Annotated in this window: 18 protein-coding genes and 1 tRNA gene; 12 read left to right on the top strand and 7 right to left on the bottom strand. The window is 72.3% G+C overall.

Annotated features, from left to right (window positions below; translation table 11 throughout):
* Positions 1-104 precede the first annotated feature (104 nt).
* Together GQQ95_RS09100 and GQQ95_RS09095 are read left to right on the top strand one after the other, a co-directional pair.
* The gene (locus GQQ95_RS09100; protein ID WP_157427451.1) at positions 105-599 is read left to right on the top strand and encodes a YbaK/EbsC family protein; all 495 of its coding nucleotides are present in this window, start codon (positions 105-107) and stop codon (positions 597-599) included.
* The gene (locus GQQ95_RS09095; RefSeq protein WP_157427353.1) at positions 596-1,168 is read left to right on the top strand and encodes a GNAT family N-acetyltransferase; all 573 of its coding nucleotides are present in this window, start codon (positions 596-598) and stop codon (positions 1,166-1,168) included. Before GQQ95_RS09100 ends, GQQ95_RS09095 begins: the two co-directional genes overlap by 4 nt.
* Before the next feature lie 104 nt (positions 1,169-1,272).
* Here the strand turns inward: GQQ95_RS09095 and galK are convergent, their stop codons facing one another.
* Entirely contained in the window at positions 1,273-2,439 is a 1,167-nt protein-coding gene (gene galK, locus GQQ95_RS09090; RefSeq protein ID WP_157427352.1) for a galactokinase, read from the bottom strand.
* The gene (gene galT / locus GQQ95_RS09085) at positions 2,436-3,647 is read right to left on the bottom strand and encodes a galactose-1-phosphate uridylyltransferase (protein ID WP_157427351.1); all 1,212 of its coding nucleotides are present in this window, start codon (positions 3,645-3,647) and stop codon (positions 2,436-2,438) included. The genes galK and galT overlap by 4 nt, the downstream gene beginning before the upstream one ends.
* Positions 3,648-3,729: 82 nt before the next feature.
* Here galT and GQQ95_RS09080 point away from each other — a divergent pair, with 82 nt between their 5' ends.
* Entirely contained in the window at positions 3,730-4,557 is an 828-nt protein-coding gene (locus GQQ95_RS09080) for a DeoR/GlpR family DNA-binding transcription regulator (protein WP_157427350.1), read from the top strand.
* The gene (locus tag GQQ95_RS09075; protein WP_157427349.1) at positions 4,554-5,486 is read left to right on the top strand and encodes an aldose 1-epimerase family protein; all 933 of its coding nucleotides are present in this window, start codon (positions 4,554-4,556) and stop codon (positions 5,484-5,486) included. The genes GQQ95_RS09080 and GQQ95_RS09075 overlap by 4 nt, the downstream gene beginning before the upstream one ends.
* 15 nt (positions 5,487-5,501) lie before the next feature.
* On the opposite strand, the gene GQQ95_RS09070 is transcribed toward GQQ95_RS09075, so the two are convergent.
* Positions 5,502-6,680 (bottom strand): MarP family serine protease, encoded by a 1,179-nt coding sequence (locus tag GQQ95_RS09070; protein ID WP_157427348.1) that lies wholly within the window; start codon positions 6,678-6,680, stop codon positions 5,502-5,504.
* Between the two features lie 264 nt (positions 6,681-6,944).
* Here GQQ95_RS09070 and GQQ95_RS09065 point away from each other — a divergent pair, with 264 nt between their 5' ends.
* Positions 6,945-7,994 (top strand): LLM class F420-dependent oxidoreductase, encoded by a 1,050-nt coding sequence (locus GQQ95_RS09065; RefSeq protein ID WP_157427347.1) that lies wholly within the window; start codon positions 6,945-6,947, stop codon positions 7,992-7,994.
* A gap of 347 nt (positions 7,995-8,341) precedes the next feature.
* On the opposite strand, the gene GQQ95_RS09060 is transcribed toward GQQ95_RS09065, so the two are convergent.
* Positions 8,342-8,414 (bottom strand) — tRNA-Lys (locus GQQ95_RS09060).
* Between the two features lie 184 nt (positions 8,415-8,598).
* On the opposite strand from GQQ95_RS09060, the gene GQQ95_RS09055 reads away from it, so the two are divergent.
* Positions 8,599-9,090: a hypothetical protein gene (locus GQQ95_RS09055; RefSeq protein ID WP_157427346.1), complete on the top strand. Its 492-nt coding sequence runs from the start codon at positions 8,599-8,601 to the stop codon at positions 9,088-9,090.
* Between the two features lie 11 nt (positions 9,091-9,101).
* Positions 9,102-9,746: a DNA-directed RNA polymerase subunit beta gene (locus GQQ95_RS09050; RefSeq protein WP_157427345.1), complete on the top strand. Its 645-nt coding sequence runs from the start codon at positions 9,102-9,104 to the stop codon at positions 9,744-9,746.
* Positions 9,747-9,803: 57 nt separating this feature from the next.
* Here the strand turns inward: GQQ95_RS09050 and GQQ95_RS09045 are convergent, their stop codons facing one another.
* Complete coding sequence (locus GQQ95_RS09045; protein ID WP_157427344.1) at positions 9,804-10,961, bottom strand: hypothetical protein; 1,158 nt, start codon at positions 10,959-10,961, stop codon at positions 9,804-9,806.
* A gap of 140 nt (positions 10,962-11,101) precedes the next feature.
* On the opposite strand from GQQ95_RS09045, the gene GQQ95_RS09040 reads away from it, so the two are divergent.
* A complete protein-coding gene (locus GQQ95_RS09040) occupies positions 11,102-12,427 on the top strand; it encodes a sensor histidine kinase (protein ID WP_157427343.1) in 1,326 nt (441 codons plus the stop codon).
* Entirely contained in the window at positions 12,417-13,103 is a 687-nt protein-coding gene (locus GQQ95_RS09035) for a response regulator transcription factor (RefSeq protein ID WP_157427342.1), read from the top strand. Before GQQ95_RS09040 ends, GQQ95_RS09035 begins: the two co-directional genes overlap by 11 nt.
* Before the next feature lie 170 nt (positions 13,104-13,273).
* Here the strand turns inward: GQQ95_RS09035 and GQQ95_RS09030 are convergent, their stop codons facing one another.
* A complete protein-coding gene (locus GQQ95_RS09030) occupies positions 13,274-14,239 on the bottom strand; it encodes a transglutaminase-like domain-containing protein (RefSeq protein ID WP_157427341.1) in 966 nt (321 codons plus the stop codon).
* A complete protein-coding gene (locus GQQ95_RS09025) occupies positions 14,236-15,105 on the bottom strand; it encodes a MerR family transcriptional regulator (RefSeq protein WP_170297025.1) in 870 nt (289 codons plus the stop codon). The genes GQQ95_RS09030 and GQQ95_RS09025 overlap by 4 nt, the downstream gene beginning before the upstream one ends.
* Positions 15,106-15,236: 131 nt before the next feature.
* Here GQQ95_RS09025 and GQQ95_RS09020 point away from each other — a divergent pair, with 131 nt between their 5' ends.
* The 3 genes from GQQ95_RS09020 (at position 15,237) to GQQ95_RS09010 (ending at position 21,462) form a co-directional block, all read left to right on the top strand.
* Entirely contained in the window at positions 15,237-16,118 is an 882-nt protein-coding gene (locus GQQ95_RS09020) for an aminodeoxychorismate lyase (RefSeq protein WP_157427339.1), read from the top strand.
* Between the two features lie 168 nt (positions 16,119-16,286).
* Positions 16,287-18,776, top strand: coding sequence for a helix-turn-helix domain-containing protein (locus GQQ95_RS09015; protein ID WP_157427338.1), 2,490 nt, complete (start codon positions 16,287-16,289; stop codon positions 18,774-18,776).
* 124 nt (positions 18,777-18,900) lie between these two features.
* On the top strand, positions 18,901-21,462 hold the full coding sequence (locus tag GQQ95_RS09010; protein WP_212275369.1) for a glycosyl hydrolase family 18 protein: 2,562 nt from the start codon (positions 18,901-18,903) through the stop codon (positions 21,460-21,462).
* Positions 21,463-21,649: the final 187 nt, after the last annotated feature.

The following is a 21,649-nucleotide window of genomic DNA, read 5'->3' as shown; positions in this document are numbered from 1 at the left end:
GCATGCCGACTGACGCGACCCCCGTCGAGACCGCCGCCGCCGTGCCCGCCGCCACCGTGCCCGCCGCCTCGTCGGTGCCCACGCATCCCGCCGTCGACGCCGTGATGGGCGCGCTCACCGCGCAGGGCGTGGAGCCGCGCGTGGTGTGGTTCGACGACGCCGTCACGACCGCGCAGCTGGCCGCCGACGCGCTCGGGGTCCAGGTCGGCCAGATCGCGAACTCGCTCGTGTTCACGCTCGACGGCGAACCCATCCTCGTCCTGACCTCCGGGGCGCACCGGGTCGACACCGAGTGGCTCGGCGACCGTCTCGGCGGGCGCATCGGGCGGGCGTCGAAGGACACCGTCAAGGCCGCCACCGGTCAGGTAATCGGCGGCGTCGCACCCGTGGGCCACCCGACGCGCGTTCGCACGTTCGTGGACGTCGACCTCGCGGGCTACGACGAGGTGTGGGCCGCGGCCGGCCACGCGAAGACCGTCTTCCCGACCACGTTCGACGAACTCGTGCGCATCACGGGCGGCACGCCGCATCCGGTCCAGCCGCCGGTCGAACCCACGGTTGAGCCGACGGTCGACCCCACGCGGGAGCCGACGGGATGACCAGCCCGGATGTCGCGTGGCCGCGACCGGCCGGACCGCTCGAGCTGCGCACGCCGACCCGGGCCGCGCTGGAGCAGGTCCTGACTTGGCGCAACCGGCCGGAGGTCACGCGCTGGCTGCTCAGGACCACGGTCGACCCCGAGGCGTTCACGACGGCGTGGCTCGACTCCGTCGAGGACCCGGCCCAGCACACGGCCGTCGCCGTGATCGACGGGACGGTGGTGGGCACGGGATCGCTGCACGTGCAGGACGGAATGGGCCAGTTCCAGGGCGACGCCTGGCGCGGCTCCGAGGCGACGCTCGGCTACCTCATCGATCCGGCCCACGCCGGCAGGGGCTACGCGACGGACATCGCCCGCGCCCTCCTCGGCCTCGCCTTCACCGAGCTGGGCCTGCACCGGGTCACCGCTGGATGCTTCGCCGACAACGCGGCCTCCTGGCGGGTCATGGAGCGGGTCGGCATGCGGCGCGAGCAGCACGGCATCCGGGACTCGTGGCACGAGGAGCTCGGCTGGATCGACGGCTTCACCTACGCGATCCTGGCCGAGGAGTGGCATCGGGCGTCCTGATCCGCGTCCTGATCCGCGGCCGTGACGTCCGCGCCGCCGGGCTCGCCCGCCACGTGCGGGAACCAGCACGCGGCCACCGTCGGCAGGCGGATCGCGCCTCGCGCTCACGCGTCGCGGCGCGCGCCCTCGCTCGGCCGCACCACGAACGTCGTCGGCGCCCGGTACCCCTGTTCGGCGAACGCGGTGCGCACCTCCCGCTCGACCACGGGCACGAGCGCGTCGATGACGAGCGCGATCGCCGAGCCGCCGAAGCCGCCGCCGGTCATGCGCGCGCCGATCGCACCGCTCGCCTGGGCGGTGGCGACGGCCAGGTCGATCTCGGGCACCGTGATCTCGAAGTCGTCGCGCATCGACACGTGGGATGCGTCGAGCAGCGGACCGATGGCGCCGGCGCCGTGCTCGCGAAGCGTGCGCACGGTGTCGAGCACCCGCTGGTTCTCGGTCACGATGTGGCGGACGCGGCGGAAGGTCTCCTCGTCGAGCACCGACGCGGCGCGGTCGAGGTCGCCGACCTGCACGTCACGCAGCGACTCCACGCCGAGCGCCTCGGCGCCCGCCTCGCAGGAGGCGCGCCTCGCGGCGTATCCGCCCGTGGCGTGGGCATGCGTGACGTGGGTGTCGATGACGAGGATCGAGAGCCCGTCGGGGACGAGCCCGAGCGGGATCACCTCGGCGTCGAGGCTGCGGCAGTCGAGGAACACGGCCGCGTCGGCGCGCGAGAGGAGCGAGGCCGACTGGTCGAGGATGCCGGTGGGGGCCCCCACGACGCGGTTCTCGGCGAGCTGCCCGACCTTCGCGAGCGTCGGGCGGTCGAGGCCGAGACCCCAGTGCTCGTCGAGCGCGAGCGCGACGGAGCTCTCGATGGCGGCCGACGAGGAGAGGCCGGCACCGACCGGCACGGTGCTGGAGATGTGCAGGTCCACCCCGGGCACGGCGGCCAGGTCGGCGCCGAACTGCCCGAGGGCCCAGGCGACGCCGAGCGGATAGGCCGACCACCCGTCGAGCGACTCGGGGGAGAGGTCGTCGAGGTGGACGTCGACGACCTCGCCGGTGAAGGTCGAGGAGACGCGGACGACCCGGTCGTCTCGTGCGCCCAGGGCGACGGCAGCGCGCTGGTCGATCGCGAACGGGAACACGAACCCGTCGTTGTAGTCGGTGTGCTCGCCGATGAGGTTGACGCGCCCGGGTGCGGACCAGACGCCGATGGGGTCGCGGCCGTACCGCTCCCGGAAGCCGGCGGCGGTCTCGGCGATCGGCGTGGCCTCGGTCATGCTCGGGTTCCTTCGGTGGCGGTGGCGGTGGCGGTGGCGGTGGCGGTGGCGGGCGCCGGGGCGTCGGCCGCGGCATCCGTCGCGTGGATGGCGCGGCGCAGCGCCTCGGCCGCGGCCTCGGGCGTGACGTCGCCGATCCAGGCGCCCTTGGCCGCCTCGGACCCGGCGAGGTACTTGAGCTTGTCCGCGGCCCGGCGCGGGCTCGTGAGCTGGAGCATCAGGCGCACGTCGTCGCGGTGCTCGTGCACCGGGGCCTGGTGCCACGCGGCGATGTAGGGCGTGGGGGTGTCGTAGAGCCGGTCGACGCCCTGGAGGAGCTGCAGGTAGAGGCCCGCGAGCTCGTCGCGCTCGGCGAGGGTGGTCGCGGCGAAGTCGGGCACGTGCCGGTGCGGCAGCAGGTGGATCTCGATGGGCCAGCGCGCCGCGAACGGCACGAACGCGGTCCAGTGCTCGCCAGAGAGCAGCACGCGCGGACCGTTTCGCTCACGGTCGAGGATGTCGGCCATGAGGGTGGGGCCGTAGTCGTCGATGGCCGCCAGCAGTCGTTCGGTGCGCGGGGTCACGTAGGGGTAGGAGTAGATCTGCCCGTGCGGATGCGGCAGGGTGACGCCGATCTCGCGCCCCCGGTTCTCGAACGGGAAGACCTCCTCGACCCCGGGCAGTGCCGAGAGGGCCGCCGTGCGGTGCGCCCATGCCTCGATGACGGTGCGTGCACGCGAACGGGTGAGCGATCCGAAGGACCCCTCGTGGGCGGGGCTGAAGCAGACGACCTCGCATCGCCCGACCGAGCTGCGCGTGCGCTCCAGGCCGATGCGGCGCAGGTCGGCGAGCGTCTCGGCGCTCGAGGCATCGGGATCGGCGAGCTCGGGGCCGAAGGACGGCGAGCGGTTCTCGAACACGGCGACGTCGTAGACGCTCGGGATCTCCGACGGGTTGTCCACCGTCTGCGGGGCGAGCGGGTCGAGGTGCGCCGGCGGCAGGAACACGCGGTTCTGGCGCGCGGCGGCGATCGAGATCCACTCGCCGGTGAGCGGATCCTGGCGCATGTGCGCGTTCGCCGGCCGGGGGTCGAGGACGCGCTCGTCGGCGCGACGCTCAGGAGCCAGCGTCGTGTCGACGTCGTCGAAGTAGATGAGGTCGCGGCCGTCGGCGAGCTTGGCTTCCCGGACGGCGATGCGGGCGTCGGAGACGTGATCGGTGTCGTGCACGCGGCCACCCTACGCGCATTTCGTTTTGCAAACAACCGGGTTTCGTATTGCAAAATGCCCGGCGGTCGTCCAAGATTCCACCATGACGGATGCCGCCCTGCCCGCGCCCGAACGTCGCGAACGCGCCCTCGCACTCGTCGCCGAACGCGGGTTCGTCCGCGTGGCCGAGCTCAGCGGGGTGTTCGGCGTCACGACCGTCACGGCCCGCGCCGACCTCGACGCCCTCGAGCGACAGGGCTCGATCCGCCGCGTCCACGGCGGGGCCGTCCCGGTGTCTTCCCTCATCGAGGCCGACCGGCCGGAACGCGAGCCGAGCTTCGAGGAGGCGCTCGCGGCATCCGTCGAACCGAAGCGGTTGATCGGGGTGCACGCGGCATCGCTCGTCCGCAGCGGGCAGAGCCTCATCCTCGACGTCGGCACCACGACCCTGCAGATCGCCCGCGCCCTGCGCGCCCGCGACGACCTCGACGACCTCACCGTGTTCACGAACGGCCTGTCGATCGCGCTCGAGCTCGAACCCGAGATCCCTCGCTTCACGGTCATCGTGACGGGCGGCAGCCTCCGGCCCAAGCAGCACTCGCTGGTGCATCCGCTCGCGGGTTCCATGCTCGACGAGGTGCACGTGGACCTCGCGTTCATCGGCTGCAACGGCGTGGACCCCGTGCACGGCGTCACCAACGCGAACCTCCCGGAGGCGTCCGTCAAGACGCTCATGCTCCGGGCTGCGGCACGCTCGATCGTGGTCGCCGACGCGTCCAAGCTCGGCGAGGTCCACCTCGGCCGGATCGCCGCCGTCGACGCGTTCGACACCCTCATCACGGATGCCGCGGCACCGGCGCCGCTCCTCGCCGAGCTGCACGAGGTGGGGCTCACGACCGTGCTCGCACGAGACCCTAGAGTGGAGGCATGACGCTTCCCACGGGCGAGCAGTTCGTGCTCGAGACCTCGACCGCGAGCGGTGACCTCAGCGCGACCATCACCGCCGTCGCCGCGGGCATCCGCACCCTCAGCATCAACGGCATCGACCTCGTCCCGCCGTTCGCCGAAGACGTCTCCCCGCCGAGTGGCGCGGGCATCGTGCTGGTGCCCTGGCCGAACCGCATCCGCGACGGCATCTGGACCAACGACGGCGTCGAGCACCGGCTCGCGATCACCGAGCCCAAGCTGAACAACGCCATCCACGGGCTGCTGCGCTACACCGAGTACCGGGTGGTCGACCAGCAGCGCGACTCGGTCACGCTCTCGGCCACCGTCTATCCCCAGCTGGGCTATCCGTACCTCCTCGAGACCGCGGTGCACTACGAGCTCGTCGCCGACGGACTTCGCGTCACCCACCACTTCGAGAACCAGGGCGGCGCGCCCGCGCCGATCGCGCTCGGCACCCATCCGTACGTCAAGATCGGCGGGGTGCCGACCTCCGACCTCGTGCTGAGGATCGACGCGGCCAGCCACATCGAGGTCGACGACCGCCTCCTCCCCACCGGCGAGGTGCCCGTGGACGGCACCGAATGGGACCTCCGCGACGGGCGCCGGGTGGGCGACCTCCAGCTCGACGACGCGTTCGGCGAGGTGGTGAGCCGCGACGGCGAGGTGCTGCACTCCCTCACCGCGCCCGACGGCCGCAGCGTCTCCATCTGGGCCGACGACGAGTTCGAGTACGTGCAGGTCTACACCAGCCGCAACTTCCCCGGCGAGGAGGGCGACGTCGCCATCGCCATCGAGCCGATGACCGCACCGGCCGAGGCGTTCAACTCCGGCCGAGGCCTTCGCTGGCTCGACCCGGGCGAGGCGTGGGAGCTCTCGTGGGGCATCCGGTTCGAGGGCTTCACCGCCGAGTAGTCCGATCGACGCCGATCAGCCGACGGCGCACCTGCCGGAGTCGACCGCGCGATCGAGCGAGCCCGCGTCGCCCGCGAAGGCCGTCAGTGTCGCGACCGGGATCGCGAAGCCGACGTTCGCGACGGTCTCCGACTTCGCGAAGACCACGCCGCCGACCGCGCCGTCGCCGGTCAGCACCGGGCCGCCCGAATTACCGTGGTCGACATCGGCGGCGAGGGTCATCACGTCGCGCGTGGACGAGCCGCCGCCCTCGAGGAACGTCACCGGGCCGATGGACATGACCGAGCCGGGGCGCAGGTCGAGCGGGCCGCCGAACGGGTAGCCGGCCACCGCGACTTCGTCGCCGGTCGCCGGCTCCGTCACCGGAAGGGCGGTGGCGTCGAGGCCGTCGACCGCGATGACCGCGAGGTCGAGACCGGCGTCGAAGGCGACGATGCGTCCCGATCGGGCGATGTCGCCCGGCGTCTCCACCACCGGCTCGTCGACGCCGGCGACGACGTGCGCGTTCGTCACGATCCGGTCCGGCGCGATCACGAACCCGCTGCCGGACATCGACGTGCCGCATTCGAAGGCCGTGCCGGTGATGCGCACGACGGATGCCGCGGCCGCCGCGATCTCGGGATCGTCGACGGCGCCCGCAGGCACCTCGGGGGCGACGTCGGGCACCTCGAGCACGTCGACGAGCCACGGCAGCGCCTCGCCCATGGCGGCGGTGCGGACCTCCGCGAGGAACCGCTGCGCGGGTTCGGGGGTGATCGCCTCGATGGTCGAGATCACCTTGGAACCCGCGATGGCGGGGGAGAGCACCGGCACGCCCATGGCCGCGACGCCCGTCGCCACGAGCATTACCACGAACACCGTCACGACGAGGTTGCCGATCGCGCCGAGAATCCGATCGACGATGCCGAGCTTCACGGCGACCGCCCCGCGCCCGAGGGCCGCTCCGATCGCGCCGCCGATCGACGCGCCGACGGCGATGAGCACGAGCGCCGCGCCGAGCGCCGCCGGGACCCGCCACTCCGGCGCCGCGACGAGTCCCGTCACCCACGGCATGACGACGGCCGCGGTAGCAGCGCCGAGGAGGACGCCGATGAGCCCGGCCGCCGTGCGGAGCAGCCCGGCGCGGTACCCGTTCAGGACGGCGCCGATGAGGGTGAGCAGCAGGACGACATCCAGCACCAGGCTCCAGTCCATCCGGTGCTCCGTTCGTCGGGTCGAGGAGGCGGTCGGCGTTCACGGACCGCGGACCGCGGACCTCCAGCCTGCGGCATCCGCCTCGGAGCATGCTGCGAGCGCCTGCGGCGCCGAGCCCGGCTTCTCGCGTTTCCACCACGCAGGACGCGTCGGCACCTGCGCGTTGGTGGATGCCGCACAATCGCCCCTCCCGGCCGAACGCGGTCGGCTAGCCTCGACACCAGCCCGAGACCGGTCGGGTGATCACACGACGAGGAGTGACCCATGCGCGTCGGCATGTTCCTGAACTACGCAGGCGGATTCCGCGAGGTGGCCGACGAGGTCGTCGAGCTCGAGCAGGCCGGGGTCGACCTCATCGCCATGCCGGAGGCCTACTCGTTCGACGCCGTCAGCCAGCTCGGGTTCCTCGCCGCTCGCACCTCGACGATCACGCTCGCATCCGGCATCCTGCAGCTCTACACGCGCACGCCGAGCCTCACCGCGATGACCGCGGCCGGCCTCGACTACGTCAGCGACGGCCGGTTCGAGCTCGGCATCGGGGCATCCGGACCGCAGGTCATCGAGGGCTTCCACGGCGTGAAGTACGACGCGCCGGTCGCCCGCATCCGTGAGATCATCGAGATCTGCCGCATGACCTGGCGGCGCGAACCCGTCGTGCACGACGGTCGCCACTACCGCATCCCGCTGCCCGCGGGCGAGGGCACGGGGCTCGGCAAGCCGCTGAAGCTCATCAACCACCCCGTGCGCGACCGCATCCCGATCTCGGTCGCAGCCCTCGGCCCGCGATCGGTCGAGCAGACGGCCGAGATCGCGGACGGCTGGCTGCCCATGTTCTACCACCCCGAGAAGGCCGCAGACGTCTGGGGCGGCGCGCTCGCCGCCGGCACGGCCAAGCGCTCCGACGAGCTCGGCGCCCTCGACGTGTACGCGAGCCCGGCGCTCGCGATCACCGACAGCCCGGAGCTCGCGGCTCTCGCGCTCGCCTCGGTGAAGCCGCAGCTCGCGCTCTACGTCGGCGGCATGGGGGCGCGCGGCAAGAACTTCTACAACGACCTGGTCGCGAGCTACGGCTTCGATGCGGATGCCGCGAAGATCCAGGACCTCTACCTCGAGGGTCGGCGCGACGAGGCGATCGCCGCCGTGCCCGATGAGCTCGTGCGGGCGATCTCCCTCATCGGCACGGCCTCCGAGGTCGCCGAGCGCGTGGCCGCGTTCCGGGAGTCGGGGGTCACGACGCTCGCGGTCACGCCGTTGGCACGGTCCTCGGCCGAGCGGGTCGCGCTCATGTCGGCGTTCCGCGGCATCGTCGGCTGAGTCCTGCCACGGAGCAGCTGAACCCGCACGACGGCGAGGTCGCCTGTGCCGCGCCACAGCGTGGCCGCGCTCTCATTGGCGGCTCCGGACAAGGCGCCGGCGGTGGTCCGACGCGATCCGGCCGGATTCGTCGCCGACACTGGTGCAACGGCCACTCCAGGCGTACCGTGATGCGTATTCGCACGAGGTCGTGCGAACCAAGGGGACACTTGGGGAGGAGCCGCCGGGACGGGTGCGTCCGATCCTCGTCGTGACGGGGCCGGGCCCCCGTCGGGCGGTGCCCCGGATCGCGAGGCCTCGCCTCGGTCTGCGCGCTGTTCACCGTGGGTTGCCCCGAGTTTTCGAGGTGGGCCCCGTCGGGCTCGAACCGACGACCCGCGGATTAAAAGTCCGCTGCTCTACCAACTGAGCTAGAGGCCCGCCGAACCACAATAGCCTGCCCCACGCGCGAGCGGAGGCCGCGTGACCGCACTGTCGGCGGCACCTCGTACTGTGCAAGGTCGAGGCCCCGCGAGAGCATGGACGGCCATGGCCACCGCGAGTGATCGGTGACGTCCGACGGTGGCGCAGTCGAGTCGAAGGAGCAGCGGTGAAGACGTGTTCGATGTGCAGGGTCCGTCGCTCGTATTCGGAGTTCAACCTCCGGACCGCATCACCCGACGGGTACCAGTCCGTCTGCCGGTCCTGCAACAAGGATCGAGCCAAGCGGTACTACGCCGAGCATCTCGTCCAGCACCGGCGCGCAGTCGCAGCCCAGGTCGCGAAGACCAGGGCCGCGCATCTGGAGCGCATCGGGCAGTACCTCATGGAGCATCCGTGCGTCGATTGCGGAGAGCCCGACCTTCGCGTGCTCGACTTCGACCACCGAGAGGGCGTCGAGAAGTCGGCCGAGGTGATGAAGCTCGCAAAGGCGGCCTACTCCTGGCGAAGGGTCAGCGCCGAGATCGGGAAGTGCGATGTGAGATGCCGCAACTGCCACGCGCGCGTGACGTACGAGCGCCTCGGCGGTGATTGGCGCAGCCGGATCTGGTCGCGTCGCATCGCCGAGTTCGACGGAACGCCGATCCCGAGGCGATCACCCCGGCAGGCGGAGTAGGGTGGCGCGCGATGGTTTCAGACGACAGCTTCCACCGGCCGACCAGGTTCGCCCCCCACAAGTTCGACTCGATCGTGGGCGGCCAGGATCCCGCGCAACTCAGCCGGATGGCGCACGACACCGCGTCGGCACTGCTCGCGCGCGTCCGTGAGGACCCTGACCCCGAGGTCGTGGCCCGGCTGGTCTCGTACACCGACGAGCACGGCATCGACGCGATCGCCGAGCTGTGGTCGCACGCCTCGGCGAAGAGCCTGCCCGGCGCGCTCTGGCGCGTGTACCTGCTGCGGACGCTCATCCGTCAGGATCCGCAGGGCGTCAGCCTCGGATACCAGCGGGGGGCCGCCGTATCGCACACGATCGACCAGGTCGTGGCGGGCGCCCCGGCCCCGGCCGGGCCCGACGAGGTCCGCGAACTCGCCGACCGCATCCTCCAGGGCCTCTTCACCGGCGACTTCGCGGTCGCGCTCGACCGGGCAGCGGCATTCTGCCGGGTCGTCGCGGCCGGGTTCGTGAGCTTCGCCGACGACGCGGATGCCGCGGACTCGGTGCATCCCGAACGTCCGGGCGACCTCACGCGACGGGCGCTGCGCCTCACGCAGCTCGCCGACGAGCTGATCGCCTGCGCCCGGCTCTGGCGCCGCGACTCGCTCGACTGACCCGGTTCGATCGCGGTCCCGCGTCGCACGGGACCGCGGCGTGATCGGGCGATCCGATCACGCCGCGTCGAGGGCTCCTCGACGCCGCCACGCCGCGTACGCCCAGACGGCGAGTGCGAGCATCGGTCCCCAGTACCAGAACGGCAGCACGAGGTTGACGACCAGCGGGCTGACGGGGTCGCCCTCGTCGCCGATCCCCGACACCAGCATGGGGCTCGCCGACAGGCAGAGGAGCCCGGCGGCGACGGCTCCCGGGACGACCGCGGTCGCAGCCGGAACGACGTGGTCGCCGATCCTCGGGATCCAGCGCGGGAACCGCACGCCCCACGGCAGGATCAGGCCGAGCGTGAGCACACTCGCGGCGACGGCACCGGCGCCGAGCATGAGACCCGTGGCGAGCATCGGGGCGGTGATCCCCTCGCCCTCGGCCGGACCGAAGAGCGGCCACGGCGTCAGCCAGGATGCACGCGCGACGCCGTAGGGGAGCGGGCCCGCAGCCGCCAGGATCGTGAGCGGCCTGCGGTGGCGCACGAGCCAGGCCTCGAAGCGCCGCCCGCCTCGCGTGCGACCGACCCCCACGACGGCCGTCACGGCCCACGTGAGCATCGCGGCGACCGTCACGGCGATGACGGCGAGGTTCGGTGCGTCCTCGACGAGGGCCCTCCCGAACGCGCCGGCGAATTCGGTGATGCCATCGAGGGTGACACCGGCCCAGGCGGAGGCCGCGATCAGCACGATGGAACCGCCCAACAGCGGAAGGCCGAGCCGGGGCGCCCGGAAGGGGAGCACGACGATCGCGACGAGCCCCACGCCGACCACGATGGCACCGAACACGTAGCCGGCGAAGGCGATCACGTGAACGCTGCCGAGGGTGATCGAGAGCGCCGCGGCCAGCACGGCGCCACCGGGCGCGGCGATGGAGTCCGCTCGCCGCCCGCGCAGCGTGGTCACCGCGAGGAGGACGCCGACCAGGCCGAGTCCCAGCGCTGCGGCCGCCACCGCGACGGGGCCGAGCGCCTGCGAGACGAGGCTCATCATGTCGTCGCCGGCGAAGGGATTGAGGCCCGGGGCGAGGAGCCAGATGAGCCCCAGCCCCGTGACGGCCGAGGAGGTGACGAGGGCCGCGGTCGCCGATGCGCGGGGGAAGGGGCGCGCTCCGTCGTGTTCGCGGGCCGCCGTCGATCGGAGGTCTGCTGCTGGAGGTCTCGCGGGCATGATGGTTCACGGTCCTTCCGGATGCGGCCCGGACGCCGTGCGCCTCCGGGGGTGCCCAGCGTCGCAGTCCAGGAGGACAGGCCGCCTCACCCGCGCGGACGAGATGGGGCCCGGAACCGCCGGGTAGCGTGGAAGCCGCAATGGGTGCGTCGTCCGAACCTCGGTCCACCTCGTCCGCGGCATCCCGCGAGGCGCGCTTCGACCTGCCCGGATCGGCCGTCCGGGTGCGTATCCCGGCCGGGCCGCCGTCGACGGCCGATTGGGTCCTGGCGGCCGCCTGCGGCGCGGCACTCCTGCCGGTGACCGTCGTCGAACTCGTCCGTGAGACCGATCCGGCCGCGGACGCCGCCTGGCTCGCAGGCACCACCTCGTGCTTCGTCCTGCTGCATCTGCTCGTGGTCGTGCGTCGCCGGTCGCCGCGCCTCGTGCTGTGGGCGGCATCCGCCGTCATGGTCCTGCTCACGATCGCGAGCCTGCCGGGCACCTCATCCATCGCGGTGCTGCTGCCGAGCAGCGCAGCGTACCTCGTCTTCGTCTTCACGGCGGCGGCGAGCGACGACGGGTGGGCGGATGTCTCGGCCATCGTGCTCGGCCTCCTCGGCGCCGGACTCATGACCTCGGTCGCCTTCGCGCACGGCCCGGTTCCGGAGCCGTGGGTGCTCATCGCCCTCTGCGGATTCCTCGTCGCCTCGATCGCCGCCGCGTGGGCCCTCGGACGATACAGCCGGGAATCACGGCGGAAGCGGGCCGCCCAGGAACTCGGCCGCCGGCAGTCCGCAGAGCTGCGGATGCAGATCGAACGTGCCGCCGTCGCCGACGAACGTCGTCGCATCGGGCGCGAGTTGCACGACGTGATCTCGCATTCGCTCGCCGTGATGGTGACCCAGGCCGAGGCGTCGCGCGTGCTGCTCGACCGTGACGAGGGTCGAGCGCGCACGGCCATCGAACAGGTCGTCGCGACCGGTCGCGCGGCCATGACCGACATGCGCGGCCTCCTCGGGGTGCTCGTCGACCCGCCCGACTCCGGCGATGCACCGAGCCCCGGACCGCGCGAGCCGAGTCCCGGCCTCGGCGAACTGACCGCGCTCGTGGAACGGGCCGGGGCGCCCGGGCGGCGGGTGGCCGTCATCGAGACGGGCGAACCGCAGGCCGTGAGTCCGGGCACGTCGCTCGCGGCCTACCGCGCGGTGCAGGAGTCCCTCACGAATACGCTGAAGCACACCGACCCGCCCACGAGCACCGAGGTGCGGCTGCGGTGGGCGGCCGCCGAGTTGGTGCTCGAGATCGTCGACGACGGGGCGTCGGGACCCGGTGGGCCTCCTTCGGCAGGCAGCGGCATCCGGGGCATGCGCGACCGCGTCGAGCGGCTCGGCGGCCGGTTCGAGAGCGGACGTCTCGACGGCGGCGGTTGGCGGACCCGTGCCTCGTTCCCCATCGGAGGGGAGGAGCTTCGCGATGTCCGATGACCACGCGTCCCCGCGCATCCGGGTCGCGATCGCCGACGACCAGGAGCTCATCCGGTCCGCGGTCGGAGCCATGCTCGAGGTGCACGACGATCTCGAGCTCGTCCTCGCGGCGGCCGACGGCGCGGAACTCGTCGAAGCGGCGCGAGGCCGCCGGGTCGACGTGGTGCTGATGGACATCCGGATGCCGCGGCTCGACGGCATCGCGGCCACCGAGCGACTGCTCGACGCGCAGTCCGGCGTTCGCGTGCTGATCCTCACCACGTACGACCTCGACGAATACGTGTTCGCCGCGATCCGGGCGGGCGCGAGCGGGTTCCTCACGAAGAACGCCTCGAGCGGCGAGCTCGCGGCGGCGATCCGCGCCGTGCACGCGGGCGACGCCGTCCTGGCCCCCAGAGCCACGGCGAGCCTGCTCGACTTCGTGGCCCGAGCACCGGAGCCGGTGGATCCCGAGGTGATGCTCGGCCCGTTGACCCCCCGCGAACGCGACGTGCTCGTGGAGGTGCTGACCGGTGCCTCGAACGACGTGATCGCGGAGCGGTTGTTCCTCACCGGCAACACCGTCAGGACGCACATCGCGTCGATCCTCGCGAAGCTCGGGCTGCCTGACCGTCTGCACGTCGTCATCTGGGCCTTCGAGAACGGACTCGCGGGACGTGGGTTCGGGCGCGAGTGAGCCGGATTCCCCGCGCCGTGGAGGGTCGGATCCAGCACCGGGCCCGGGTCCGGAATAGAGCACCCCTCCCACTCGTTTACACTTGACGTGGCCGGCCGCAGTAACCCCGGGCTCCAATATTCGCCGCTCCGAGCGGCCTCGCGCCGAGAGGCGTTCCTGCGGCCGGTCACTCACGTTTCCAGGGCCGTCGGCTCCGTCGATGCCGTGCGCCACACGGTCGTCCGGCCCACGAGATCCGTCGTGCCGGTGCGACCGGTCGGCGAGTGCGTCTCGACGAACCGCCCAGGCCGCAGGCGGGCGTCTCGCGCCCACAGGGCATCGAGCTCGGCCTCGGCTCGCGGGTCTCCGGCATCCGCCCGGATGGTCAGGTCGGCCACCACGTCGGCGAGGTCGAGCCGTTCTCCGTCGAGTTCCTCGCCGGGTGCGGCCATCGCGCCCCAGGCATCCCAGAGCAGGAGCTCGCACCGCTGCCGGTGCGCGAGATCCGCGAGCACGTACGCGTGCACGAAGTCCGGTCCGCTGTAGGGCGTGTCGGGGCCGACGCCGTGGTCCGACAGGTCCGTCAGGCCGGAGCGGTGGGCGACCCACGCCTCGGCGGCGGTGCGGAATCCGCCGGCCTCTCCTCGCGGCAGGTCATCGACCCGGAAGTCGAAGCCGCCCTGGTCGAGCTCGGGGTCGAACCGCCGCCAGCGGTTTCCTCCGTCGTCCCAGCGCTCGACGACGACGTGGTCGTGGAAGTAGCCGGGCGTGAAGTAGCCGGCGAACCCGAGCCGGGTCCGCGCGGCGATCCGGTGCTCGCGCAGCACCGCGACGGCGAGCAGCGAATGGTCCCGGCAGCATCCTCCGGCGCGGAGTGACGCCTCGCGCGGGGTGTCGAGCGGACCAGGACGACGATCCGCGAGCGCGTCCAGGAGCGCGGCGATCCAGCGGCGGTCGATGTCGTGCATCTGCTCCGATCCGACGCCGCCCGGCGTCGCCCGGTAGTGGTCGATGAGGTTCGTGACCGTCAGGTGCAGGGATGCATCGTCCGTGCCGAGGTCTCGCAGGAGTGAGGAGTGCGGGCCCGGTTCGGTCAGGTCCGAGTGCGTCCGGAAGCGGTCGACGGTCTCGGTCGCGGCATGGGGTGGGAAGGTCATGCCTCGAGCGTGGGGTCCGCCCCTGGGGCAGGGTCAAGACCGAGTCGGACGGGGATCGCGATCATCGCCACGAGTGCGCCGGCGGCGGTGCTCCATGGTCGTTCGTAGAGCTCGCGAGGAGCGCCGGCCGAACCGTCGAACCGCTCGGCGGCTCGACGGACCACGTCGTAGAACCGCAGCAGCGCCGGGTAGGCCAGCTCGTCGGCGGTGACCTCGATCCCGGCGAGCCGGACTGCGGGCTCGACGCGCAGCACCATCTCGCCGACCGGGTCGGCGCGGCCCTCGTACGGAACGGCCGCCTCGACGCGCCCCGGCAGTCCGAATCCGACCGGATCGTGGAAGATGAACTGATGCGCGTCCAGCGGGCTCGCGCCCTGCGCGGCGAGGTGGCGTCGCAGGTCGATGACGTCCGCGAGCGTGGTGGGCACGAGCTCGGCCTGCTCGACGACGCGCGTGATCGACGCGATCCGCCGGGCCGGCCGGTCGACCACCTGCACCCGCTCCGTCAGCGCATCCACCGCCCGGCGATCGAGGTGCGCGTTCGCCGCGTCGTCCGTCACGACGTCGACGACCTGGCTGCGTCGTGCGAACGCCGACCGTTCGGCGTCCCACCACGCGGTCAGCTCGCGACGGAGCGCATCCGGCGGCGCATCCAGGAGCTCCCGGACCCGGGCGAGCGGCATGCCGATCCGGCGCAGGGACTCGATCGACCTCGCGCGTGCGAGTTCGGCCTGGCCGTACCGGCGATAACCGGTCCGTGCGTCGATGGAAGCCGGCACGAGCAGCCCGTTGGCCTCGTAGAGTCGCAACGCCTTCAAGGACAGCCCCGAGACCCGCGACATCTCGCCGGTCCCGAGCTCGCGCATGCGTCGAGGGTAGCGCGGTCGGGCGCGCCGCGTCGGGGGGAGCGGTCGGGTCCCCGGTCGGTCCGGCTCCACCTCGCCACCGGTGCGGAGGGCGCGACCGATCGGCCGCGGCATCCGCGTAGCATCGGATCATGACCGTGACGCTCCTCCTCGAGCCGCTGCCCGCCGATGCCCGCGACGAAGACCTCGCCTCGACCTTCCGGCAGGTGCCGGCCGATGCGCCGGCGCTCCGCGTGGGCGAGCTCTCGACGCAGCGCGGCGACGGCGTGTTCGAGACCATCGCGGTCACGGACGGCCACGCCCAGGAGACCGGGCCGCATCTCGACCGGCTCCGCAATTCCGCCGTGATCTGCGAACTGCCGGAGCCCAACCTGCGTCAGTGGCGCGCCGCGATCGACCGCGTGGTGGGCCTGCTGCCGGCGGAGGGCGAGTTCGCCCTCAAGCTCGTGCTCAGCCGCGGAGTCGAGCACGGGCCGGCCCCGACCGCATGGCTGCACGCCTCGCCCGCGGCCGACTTCAGCACGCCTCGAGCGCAGGGCGTCTCCGTCGTGACGCTCGACCGCGGATACGCCCACGATGCTGCGGCGAAGGCGCCATGGCTGCTGCTCGGCGCCAAGACGCTGAGCTACGCGACGAACATGGCGGCGCTTCGCGAGGCGCACCGCAGGGGAGCCGACGACACGATCTTCGTCTCGTCGGACGGCTTCGTGATGGAGGGCCCGACCTCGAGCGTGATCCTCCGGCACGGCGACCTCTACTCCACCCCGGCGCCCTCCGGGGCGATCCTGCACGGCACGACGCAGATGAGCCTGTTCGACCACCTGGCCGAGACCGGGCGGCGGACCGAGTACCGCGACATCCGCGTCGAGGAGTTGTCGACGGCCGACGCGATCTGGCTCGTCTCGAGCGTTCGGCTCGCCGTCGGCGTCACCGAGTTGGACGGCGCCGCGTTCCCGTACGACGCCGAGGAGACGCGCGCGTTCAACGAGTACCTGCTGACGCCGCGCGAGTGACGGCCTCGGCGTCCCGCGCCGACGCCCGAGGCGGATGCCGCGGACCGTACGCCGCGTCCCCTGAACGGGGAGTTGCATTCGAGTGAATTCCTCCTCGACTCCGGTTTGTAAATGTTGCTAACATAACCGCACGCGATCAGTGACGTGAGCGAGCGGAGGGTGGCACCCATGAACGAGGAACCGCGTCAGCAGCCGCGCCATCGCTCCACGGTCGAGGCCTTCGAGGGTTCCGACGCGATCGTCGAGATGCTCGCCCAGCACCGCATCTTCGTCGCGCCGCATGTCGCGGCGCGCCTGGGCCTGGGACTCGGCGGCGATGCCGACGCCATCATCCAGGTGGCCGGGGCCCTCCGCGGCGCCCAGCGACTCGGGCTCGCCTCGCTGCCCGACCCGCTGCCGCTCGTCCCGGCGATCGATGAGGCCGTGGGGGACGACGGCGAACGGCTCGCTCCGTGGGAAAGTCAGGCACTCGTCGTCGCGGCCGTCTGCATCGACGACCGCATCGACGTGCTCCTCGCCGCGACCGGGCGTTCGATGGCGGACCTCGTGAGCAGCGGCCTGAGCCGGCAGCTCCTCCTCGTCGCGGGTCACTTCGCGTTCGCGGATCCCCGCACCCGCGTCTGGGCGCACGCGCACGCATCGCTCGCCGAGCGCACCGCCGCACACGCCGCGCTCGCCGAGGCGTACGCCGTCCTGCAGGTGGTCGACCAAGCGACCTGGCATCGCTCGTTGGCCACGCTCGAGGGGTCCGGCGAACTCGTCGAGCCCTTGCTCGCGATCGCCGAGCGAGCGGATGCCGCGGGCGAGGCCGAGCGCGCCCATGCCGTCGCCCGCGAGGCGGCCAGTCTCGCCTCCGGCGGGAACGCCGTGCGCGCGCAGTCCATCGCCGGTCGTGCGGCGCTGCATGCGGGGTTCGTCGAGGAAGCCGAGCGCTGGTTCGGCGAGGTGCTGAATCGCGGCGACGAGCACCAGCGCGTCGCCGTGCTCGCCGACTACCTCATCGCCGTGGCACTGCTGACCGGCGACGTGCCGGACCGCGAGCTCGACGAGCTGCTCGAGCGCAGCCGTCGCGGCGAGGCCCTGGTCGGCGTCGATCGCGCCCGCTTCGCGCGCGCGATGCTCATCGCGGCGGGGCTGCTGGCCGAGCGCGGCACCACGCATCGCGCGGCCATGCGCCTCGCCCAGGCCCGCGAACTGCTCGACGGGTCCGAGCGGTCCCAGGACGAGTGGCGCGTCGCGTACGGCTGGTGCTCGCTGTTCGGCGGCGCGGGCTTCGGGGCCGTCCTCCCCGACGCCGCCGACACGACGCCGGCTCCCGCCGCGGAGCCCCCGGCCGTTCCGGTGGCGAGCCTCATCGGCACCGTTCGGGCGATGACCGAGGCGCTCGAGCGCGGGCTCGCCGGCGACGCCGGCAGTGCGGCTCGCCGGCTCGGCATGCGGCGTGACGTTCCCGGCACCGAGGAGGCGCCCGCGGTGTCGTGCGTCGAACGCTCGCCGATGATGCGCGCCGAACGGGCCGTTGCGATCGCCCTGCTCGAGCTCTGGGCCGGCGAGGTACGACGTGCGGCGGACGGACTGCGACAGGCGGCATCCGACCTCCCGATCGGCCTCGCCTTCGGCGGGCTGGGCGCAGCGCTCGCACGACGGGTCGAGCTCATCTCGACCGGCACGATCGGTGCGTGGGCGCGTTCGGTCGAAGCGGTGCTGCCGCAGCCCGTGCTCGGCGTCCGGCGGGAGGACCTCGTCGACCGGGCCATGTGGGCGCGCCTGAACGGCCGGCGCTCCGAGGCCGAGACGCTGGTCGCGCTGGCCGACGAGCGTGCCCGCACCGGATTCGGAAGCGGGCTGCACCTGCCGGGCCTCGATGCCGCGGCCGAGGAACTTGGCGACGCCGGCTCCGGCAGGGTCGGGCACGGCGAACGACCCGCGTCCGCCCCCAGCGCCGGCCGGCGCACGCCGGACGCCAGGCTCGCCAGCGAACTGCGGCACCGGATGCGGAGCATCGACCGGTCGGGCTTCGAGGGGGAGTACGCCGCGGTCGCCGAGCGGGCACGCGGCATCGCCTCCCCCTACGAGCGTGCGCGCACCGAGCTCATGCTGGCGCGGGTGTGCGCATCCTTCGGTGCGGTCGACCGGGCCGACCGGCACCTCCTGGCCGCCGAGCACCTCTTCGGGGACTGCGGTGCCAACGGCTGGCTTGCGGCCGTCGCCGAGGAACGGCGGGCGCAGGCCGGACGCGAGCGCGCCGGCCGGGCCGAGGCCGACAATGCCGGTGCAGGTGCCCGCCCGTCCTCCGAAGCGCGGCGCGGGCGTGGCGACGGGCCCCGACCCTCCGCCACGGGTGCGGTGCGGCTGGCGGATGCGCCCGCGGCATCCGTGCCTCCCACGACCGTCGTCGCCTCAGCCGCCGACGCGTCGGATCTGGTCGAGTGCCGCGACGCCTGGGCGGAGCTGCTCACCGAACGTGAACTCGAGGTCGCGATGCTCGTGGTCGAGGGCATCTCCAACCGGGACGCCGCGGCACGGCTGTTCGTCTCCGTTCGCACGGTGGAGGTGCACGTCGGTCGGGTCTTCTCCAAGCTGGCCGTGCACTCCCGGGTCGAGCTCGCCGTGCTCGCGCATCGGATGCGCGGCCGGATGTCGGGCACGCATACGTAGTCCTACGTATGCGTGGATGTGCTGATTCGGCGCCGTCGCCCCTGAACTAGCGTCGGGCTGCCCGCGCGAGGTGCGGGCCGAGACATCCGAATCAGACGGGAACGACATGCGAACACCCAGTCGAATGCGCGCGCGGCTCATCACCGCCGCGGCCGGCGTCGGCCTGCTGCTGGCAGGCCTGATCCCGGCGACGATGGCGAACGCGGCCGAGCCGTGCGCCACGGCCTGGAACGCCACGGCGGCCTACGGCGGCGGCGCGAAGATCTCCTACGACGGCGTGAACTACACCGCGAAGTGGTGGACGCAGAACAACGTGCCGGGCACGGAACAGTGGGGGCCGTGGTCGAGCAACGGCGCTTGCGGGACGACCACCCCGACCCCGACCCCGACCCCGACCCCGACCCCGACCCCGACCCCGACGCCCACGGCGACGCCGACCCCGACCCCGACCCCCACGCCCGGCACCCCGTGGACCGCCAATCCCGACGAGAAGTGCCGGCCGGACGGGCTGTACCAGACGCCGGGCGTGAACGTCCCCTATTGCACGATCTACGACACCGACGGACGCGAGAAGCTGCCCAACGGGCTCGAGCAGCGGGTCATCGGCTACTTCACGAGCTGGCGCACCGGCGTCGACGGCACGCCGCGCTATCTCGCGAGCGACATCCCGTGGACCAAGATGAGCCACGTCAACTACGCCTTCGCCCACATCGACGGTGCGGGCAAGGTGTCGGTCGGCGCCGACGCCGCGAACGACGCGGCGACCGAGCTGACCTGGCCGGGCGTCGCCGGCGCCGAGATGGACCAGGCACTGCCGTACCGCGGCCACCTCAACCTCCTCGAGAAGTACAAGAAGGCGAACCCCGGCGTGAAGTCGCTCGTGTCGGTGGGCGGCTGGGCCGAGACCGGCGGGCACTTCGGTGCCGACGGCAAGCGCGTCGCCGACGGCGGCTTCTACACGATGACGGAGTCGCAGGCGAGGATCGACGTGTTCGCGGACTCCGCGGTCGCGTTCATCCGCCAGTACGGCTTCGACGGCGTGGACATCGACTACGAGTACGCCACGAGCAACAACAAGGCGGGCAACCCCGATGACTTCGGCGTCTCCGATCCCCGGCGCGCGACACTCTGGGCGAACTACGCGAAGCTCATGAAGACCCTGCGCGAGAAGCTCGACCGGGCGGGGGCGGCCGACGGCCGGCACTACCTGTTGACCGTCGCGGCGCCGGCCTCGGGCTGGCTGCTCCGCGGGCAGGAGGTGCACCAGGTCGTGCAGTACCTCGACTACCTCAACATGATGTCGTACGACCTGCACGGTGCATGGAACGAGTACGTCGGCGGCAACGCCCCGCTGTACGACGACGGGAAGGACGCCGAGCTCACCGCCGGCGGCGTGTACACCGCGTACAAGGGCATCGGCTACCTCAACACCGACTGGGCGTACCACTACTTCCGTGGGGCGATGCAGGCCGGCCGCATCAACGTCGGCGTGCCGTTCTACACGCGCGGGTGGACGGGCGTCTCGGGCGGCACCGACGGACTGGGCGGACGGGCCGCACTGCCCGACCAGACCAAGTGCGCCTACGGGACGGGGGCGACCATCGGCGGCACCGACAAGTGCGGCAACGGCGCAGGCGGCATCGACAACCTGTGGCACGACAACGACGCCTTCGGCATCCAGATGGCGGCCGGCGCCAACCCCATCTGGCACGTCCTCAACCTGCAGAGCGGCAAGGTCGGCGACTACGCGGCGAGCTACGGCTCTCCGACCGCACCGCTGGTCGGCACGTACGCCCACAGGTTCGACGACGTGTCCAAGACGGAGTGGTGGTGGAACTCCTCCACGAGGACCTTCCTCTCGGGCGACAGCGACCAGGCGATCCAGGCCAAGGCCGACTACGTCGCGCAGAAGGGCCTCGGCGGCATCATGATCTGGGAACTCGCGGGCGATTACGGGTACGACGCCGCGAAGGGCCAGTACACGATGGGCTCGACCCTCGTGAACCGGATCCACCAGACGCTCTCGGCATCCCAGCCGTACGGGGCGTCCAAGGCCGCGGTCACGATGCCGACGAAGGCGATCGACCTGCAGGTCTCCTACGGCGAGTTCGCGCTCGGTGACAACAACTACCCGATCAACCCCAAGGTGACCTTCACGAACCGGTCGGCCGTCGCGATCCCGGCCGGGTCGAAGGTCACCTTCGACACCGGCACGAGCGACACCGGCGAGCTGAAGGAGCAGAACGGCTGGGGCATCACGAAGGTCGCCAGCGGGCACACCGGAACCAACGTCGGAGGGTTGAAGGGCGACTTCCACACCTACACGATCACGGTGCCGTCAGGAGGCATTCCGGCCGGCGGCTCCCTGGCCACGAAGCTGTCGTGGTCGATGCCGATGTCCCAGCCGTCGAACCTCCGGGTCCAGATCGGCTCCGAGACGTTCGCGACGCTGTACGACCTCCCGCGCAATGCGCTGCTCGTCGAGCCCGGCGCGGGCGGCACGGGCGGCGGCACCGGTGGAGGCGGGGGGACGGGCACCTGCGACGCCCCCGCGTGGAGCGCGTCGGCCGTCTACACCGGCGGCTCGCCGGTCTCCTACGACGGGTCGGAGTACACCGCCAAGTGGTGGACCCAGGGTGAGACGCCCGGCACGGCCGCCGTCTGGGGGTCCGCGGCGACCTGCTGATCGGGCCGTCGACCGCATCCGGTCGACGGCATCCCGGCGATGCCGTCCATGGGCACGCCGTCCCGGAGCCGAGTACGTAGTCCTACGTACTCGGCTCCGTCGCGTGCACCCGAGCATGTGGATCGTGCTGACGACGGGGGAGGCGTCCGCTCGTACCGTTTCGTCGAGGGCGCAACCGCGTCCGCTC

The organism is Agromyces salentinus (assembly GCF_009749395.1).
In the GTDB taxonomy this organism is placed as follows: domain Bacteria; phylum Actinomycetota; class Actinomycetes; order Actinomycetales; family Microbacteriaceae; genus Agromyces; species Agromyces salentinus.
Note: the sequence above shows the minus strand (reverse complement) of the source record. Positions and strands in the feature narration are given on the sequence as shown.

Bases quoted from the DNA above. Each gene is read 5' to 3' on its own strand.
- GQQ95_RS09100 (WP_157427451.1), top strand. From the start codon at position 105: ATGGGCGCGCTCACCGCGCAGGGCGTGGAGCCGCGCGTGGTGTGGTTC.
- GQQ95_RS09095 (WP_157427353.1), top strand. From the start codon at position 596: ATGACCAGCCCGGATGTCGCGTGGCCGCGACCGGCCGGACCGCTCGAG.
- galK (WP_157427352.1), bottom strand. From the start codon at position 2,439: ATGACCGAGGCCACGCCGATCGCCGAGACCGCCGCCGGCTTCCGGGAG.
- GQQ95_RS09080 (WP_157427350.1), top strand. From the start codon at position 3,730: ATGACGGATGCCGCCCTGCCCGCGCCCGAACGTCGCGAACGCGCCCTC.
- GQQ95_RS09075 (WP_157427349.1), top strand. From the start codon at position 4,554: ATGACGCTTCCCACGGGCGAGCAGTTCGTGCTCGAGACCTCGACCGCG.
- GQQ95_RS09070 (WP_157427348.1), bottom strand. From the start codon at position 6,680: ATGGACTGGAGCCTGGTGCTGGATGTCGTCCTGCTGCTCACCCTCATC.
- GQQ95_RS09065 (WP_157427347.1), top strand. From the start codon at position 6,945: ATGCGCGTCGGCATGTTCCTGAACTACGCAGGCGGATTCCGCGAGGTG.
- GQQ95_RS09055 (WP_157427346.1), top strand. From the start codon at position 8,599: ATGTGCAGGGTCCGTCGCTCGTATTCGGAGTTCAACCTCCGGACCGCA.
- GQQ95_RS09050 (WP_157427345.1), top strand. From the start codon at position 9,102: ATGGTTTCAGACGACAGCTTCCACCGGCCGACCAGGTTCGCCCCCCAC.
- GQQ95_RS09045 (WP_157427344.1), bottom strand. From the start codon at position 10,961: ATGCCCGCGAGACCTCCAGCAGCAGACCTCCGATCGACGGCGGCCCGC.
- GQQ95_RS09040 (WP_157427343.1), top strand. From the start codon at position 11,102: ATGGGTGCGTCGTCCGAACCTCGGTCCACCTCGTCCGCGGCATCCCGC.
- GQQ95_RS09035 (WP_157427342.1), top strand. From the start codon at position 12,417: ATGTCCGATGACCACGCGTCCCCGCGCATCCGGGTCGCGATCGCCGAC.
- GQQ95_RS09030 (WP_157427341.1), bottom strand. From the start codon at position 14,239: ATGACCTTCCCACCCCATGCCGCGACCGAGACCGTCGACCGCTTCCGG.
- GQQ95_RS09025 (WP_170297025.1), bottom strand. From the start codon at position 15,105: ATGCGCGAGCTCGGGACCGGCGAGATGTCGCGGGTCTCGGGGCTGTCC.
- GQQ95_RS09020 (WP_157427339.1), top strand. From the start codon at position 15,237: ATGACCGTGACGCTCCTCCTCGAGCCGCTGCCCGCCGATGCCCGCGAC.
- GQQ95_RS09015 (WP_157427338.1), top strand. From the start codon at position 16,287: ATGAACGAGGAACCGCGTCAGCAGCCGCGCCATCGCTCCACGGTCGAG.
- GQQ95_RS09010 (WP_212275369.1), top strand. From the start codon at position 18,901: ATGCGCGCGCGGCTCATCACCGCCGCGGCCGGCGTCGGCCTGCTGCTG.